Raw genomic sequence first — 3,842 nt, forward strand, 5'->3', positions numbered from 1 at the left:
GTCCGACCGCGGAGCCGCCCATGACCTGACCCTAAGCGACATCGTTGGGGGCCGGCATCACTCTGGCGATCCACCCCGGCATCACTCCGGCGATTGACAGACAGGTGGTGGCGGGCGCATGTGACGAAGCGGCGCCCGTCCGGCCGCGCGTCGCGCCAGCGGCGTTCGGGCCAACTGGTTGAAATGCCCGTCGTCGCAACGGCGGCAAATCTGGAGACGGCCGGCCATTCAGGGCGCAAACGACTGAATGCGCCTTCCGGACTCGCGGTCGAATGGGCTTGGTTTGTACACATGGGCTCGAACCGGCGGAAGCGTGGTAAGCCCGCTACGATGGAGTTCAAGATGGCAAGGGGATCCATGTACGCATGACCAAGGGCGCAGCCGTTCTCACGGTCCTCACCGTAACGCTTGTGATAGCCGGAGGAGTCGCCTTCGGGGCGCGGCTCCTTGGCCGTGACGGAGAACTTCAGCACGTTGCACCTGAGCAATTTGAAGCTCCGCCCGACGACGGTGCGTACGGCGTCGTTACGGCAGTTGCACATCCGAAGGCAGGACTTGAACTCCTGGGATGGGAGGCTATCAAGCCCCGCTGGGAAGTCCACGTGACCTTTGTGCCGCCTGCGACCTGCCAGGCGCCGACAGACACAGGAGAGGTCACCGTTGAAACCTGCCCCTCGCTCCCCGCGACAGGGCGCATGATCGGGGCAATGGCAACATCCAACAGCCCAGTGATGTGGACCGTCGCAATCGAGATCACTGAGGCCTGTTACCACGCGGTGGCTCTCAACGACCGGTGGCCTACGACATATCTGGAGTGTCGGGACCCGTGAACGCTTCTATACCCCAACGGGCCGGCGGCACCGCTTGACCGCACGCTCCAGCGACGGGCGCGCCGGCCAATCCCAATGCAAGGGCGGCAAGGGTGAGGATGCGCATTTCTGACTCCGGCGGCCAAAAGGCCGTGAGGAGTCAGCTTGCGAATCGGCGTTCCATCAGCGTTCCAGGATTCCGAGGGGCCCGTTCCTATTCGGGGCCGTCTGTTCCAAGTTCGTTCTCATTTCGGTCCATCGCCGGCGCCTCCACGAACGCCGTGAGACTCGGGAGCGGAGTGTCAGACCGTAGCGGTTGGCCTGCAGCGGGGGAGTGGCCGACTGAGCGGACCACGGCTTACCTTCCAAAGGGCCGGGGAGCAGTTCCACGCGCCCCGTGTCGATACCGCCGTTCTTGTTGATAAAGGAACTCTTTACCCGACGCGCAGAGTGATGTGACGTTTTCAGACGGTCGACGTTCTTCTACTGTGTGGGGCTCAGCGACCGACCAGTCTCCTCGAGACCTTCTGTTCCGCCGCGGAGCGCAAGCTCGGACGCAGCTTCCGTGCCACGAGCGTCGGTGATCGATAACCAGACGGACGAAGCCTTAGCCGTCGCTGCGGCTTCGAATCCAGCGATCTTCGTCTGCCTCTACAACCGATACTACCAGCGAGTACACAGGTATTGCGGCACAAGATCGCGTTCTCGGGAAGAGGCCGAGGATCTTGCCCAGCAGACGTTCGTACTTGCACTCAATGCCCTGTCGCGCTTCCAGCCGCGAGGCTCATTCGCGGCCTGGCTATTCCGAATTGCACACAACCTGACGTTGGATCACGCCCGCCGCCAGCGGGCTCCGGCGTCGTGGGAGATGTTGCCGGACGCAGACCTGCCAGTTTCCACAGACGGTGACCCGGAGACAACTCTGCTTAGAAAGGAACGGCTCGAGGCGCTTCAGCAAGCCGCCGAGGTCCTTTCGGCTGAGCAAAGGGAACTGCTAGCACTTCGATTCTCCGTCGGCTTGTCGGTCCGCGAGGTGGCCTCGGCCATCGGCAAGTCGGAGTCGGCTACGAAGATGCAACTCCTGCGCACGCTGCGCCAACTCAAAGGGAGGCTCCAGAGCCATGCGACGCTTCTCTCAAAATGACGAGACCGAACTTGTTGCGCTCGAAGCGGAACTGGAGCACGACGTCGGTGACTTCTACTCGCTACATTGGCCGGACTCCCCGCCTCCGGTCGCGCGATTCGCCGCAACTGTGCGTCGCGTTTCGGCCCCACATTCGAGCCGTCGTTCCTACGGCGCGTCTCATTGGTTGCTTGGCAGGAGGATGTGGCGGGCATCTGCGGTGCTCTTCGCAATCGGGCTGTTGGGGTTGGCGAGCATGGCTACCGGTCTACTGCAGTTGCCTCACGGCAGTCGCCCCAGCGAGGACCCGAACGCGCTTCCTTTCGGCGAGTCCCTCGCGAACGTCGCGGGCCCTGCTGCGTCGCTACAGCAACTCACGGGCGAGGCCGATCTCGTGGTCACGGGAAGAGTGACAGCCATTGTGGGGACGGAAACGCGGCCGTTCCCGGCCGGTGAAGGCACGACGTCCGCGGTCGCCTACACATTGCTGACGTTCAGGGTCGATCGGTACGCGCGAGGAGAGGGACCTGATGTCCTGACGATTCGTCACCCCGGTGACCTAACCACAACACGGGGACCGCGCGAGTTCCCCGGACCAGCCCTGGATCAACCCCTGCTTCTCTTTCTGACGACAGTCGATGCATCGTCCGACGTTTGGGAAGCAGTCCGTGGACCCTGGGGAGCAATCCACACCCGCGACGGCGCGCTCTACTACGCCTGGGGAGAGGAGCCCCCTCCGATCGTCGAGTTCTTTGCGGGGATGACCCTCGACGAAGCGGCCGACGTGGTAACGACGCTGGCCCGATAGCGCCTCCCGACTAGCGGAAAGGAGTGAAGCACATCTCCTTGAGTCCCCGCCCTCCGCACCAGCCCGGCCAGGCACCCGCCTGCCGAGCGCCAGTTCGAACGATGAGGAAGACTCTATGCCAACCAGACTCGAAATGTCCTTCGTCGCGGCTGTCCTGCTGTGCGCCGCCGCGGGCTTCTTGCTATTTGCAAGCGCTCCCGCATCTGCGCATGTTGGTGACCTTGGGTACAAGTGGGGTAACAACACGGCCTCAGCTAGCAACGCGGATGACCATACGCCGCCTGCAAATGGCTGGACCGCTGCAATCGCGGCAGCCGTTGCCGACTGGAACAACTCAACGGCCCTCAATCCGAACATGCAGCCAACCACGAATCCCAATGAACATCACTACTTCGACGGAAACTACGGCAACAACGGCTGGTTCGGAGCCGCTAACGTCTATTCCGGCGGGACTCTCTGCGGTTCTCCCGGCACCGGTGTTACCGGCCTATGCAACAAGACGACCGTCACGGCGAACAACGCTATCTACAATCTCAACAACTACTACTTCTCACCGTGGGCTGGAAGTTACTCAATCGTCTACGAGAAGCAACGAACCGCAGCCCACGAACTGGGGCACGCCTATGGGCTAAGTCATCCGACTTGCGGTGACGCCGCACTTATGAGCGTCAGCGGTTGTTGGTATCCTAGCCAGCCACCCAACAACGGAGTGGTTGCGCACGATGTCGGGCACGTCAACGCCCTGGGCTACTAGAGGAGATGGCTGCAATGAACTATCCAACGACTTCGCAACTGCGCCACGTTGGTGGCTTCCGAACGTCACTCGCCTACCGGGGAACCTTGACCGCACTCGGGCTGGTGCTTTCCATTTCAGCCGTGGCTATGACCGGGCTGGCTATCCGACAGTACCAGTCGTCAGCCGGGCCGCTGCCGTACGCGGAGGGCTACGTCAACTGGGTTGGCCCGAACGAGTCGCTAGACAGTCTGCTCAGCGAGTCCGAACTAGTGGTCATCGGCAGGATTACCGGCATCGAAAGCGTGGACGTCGTTTACCCGAACGGTTATGACCCCAATGATCCGTCGATGAACGAGCATCTCGGCG

Annotated in this window: 5 protein-coding genes; all 5 read left to right on the forward strand. The window is 62.2% G+C overall.

All coding sequences use genetic code 11. The annotated features are described in order from the left end of the window. The first annotated feature begins 365 nt into the window (after positions 1-365). Entirely contained in the window at positions 366-830 is a 465-nt protein-coding gene (locus HRF45_13790; protein MEP0767593.1) for a hypothetical protein, read from the forward strand. A gap of 559 nt (positions 831-1,389) precedes the next feature. Continuing rightward, positions 1,390-1,953, forward strand: a complete 564-nt coding sequence (locus HRF45_13795) for a sigma-70 family RNA polymerase sigma factor (GenBank protein MEP0767594.1) — start codon at positions 1,390-1,392, stop codon at positions 1,951-1,953. Between the two features lie 181 nt (positions 1,954-2,134). After that, complete coding sequence (locus HRF45_13800) at positions 2,135-2,740, forward strand: hypothetical protein (GenBank protein ID MEP0767595.1); 606 nt, start codon at positions 2,135-2,137, stop codon at positions 2,738-2,740. 115 nt (positions 2,741-2,855) lie between these two features. After that, entirely contained in the window at positions 2,856-3,494 is a 639-nt protein-coding gene (locus tag HRF45_13805) for a hypothetical protein (GenBank protein MEP0767596.1), read from the forward strand. A 14-nt stretch (positions 3,495-3,508) separates the two neighbouring features. Continuing rightward, positions 3,509-3,842, forward strand: a 334-nt coding sequence (locus HRF45_13810) for a hypothetical protein (protein MEP0767597.1), incomplete at its 3' end; no start/stop codon positions are given.

It is taken from the genome of Fimbriimonadia bacterium (assembly GCA_039961735.1).
In the GTDB taxonomy this organism is placed as follows: Bacteria; Armatimonadota; Fimbriimonadia; order Fimbriimonadales; family JABRVX01; genus JABRVX01.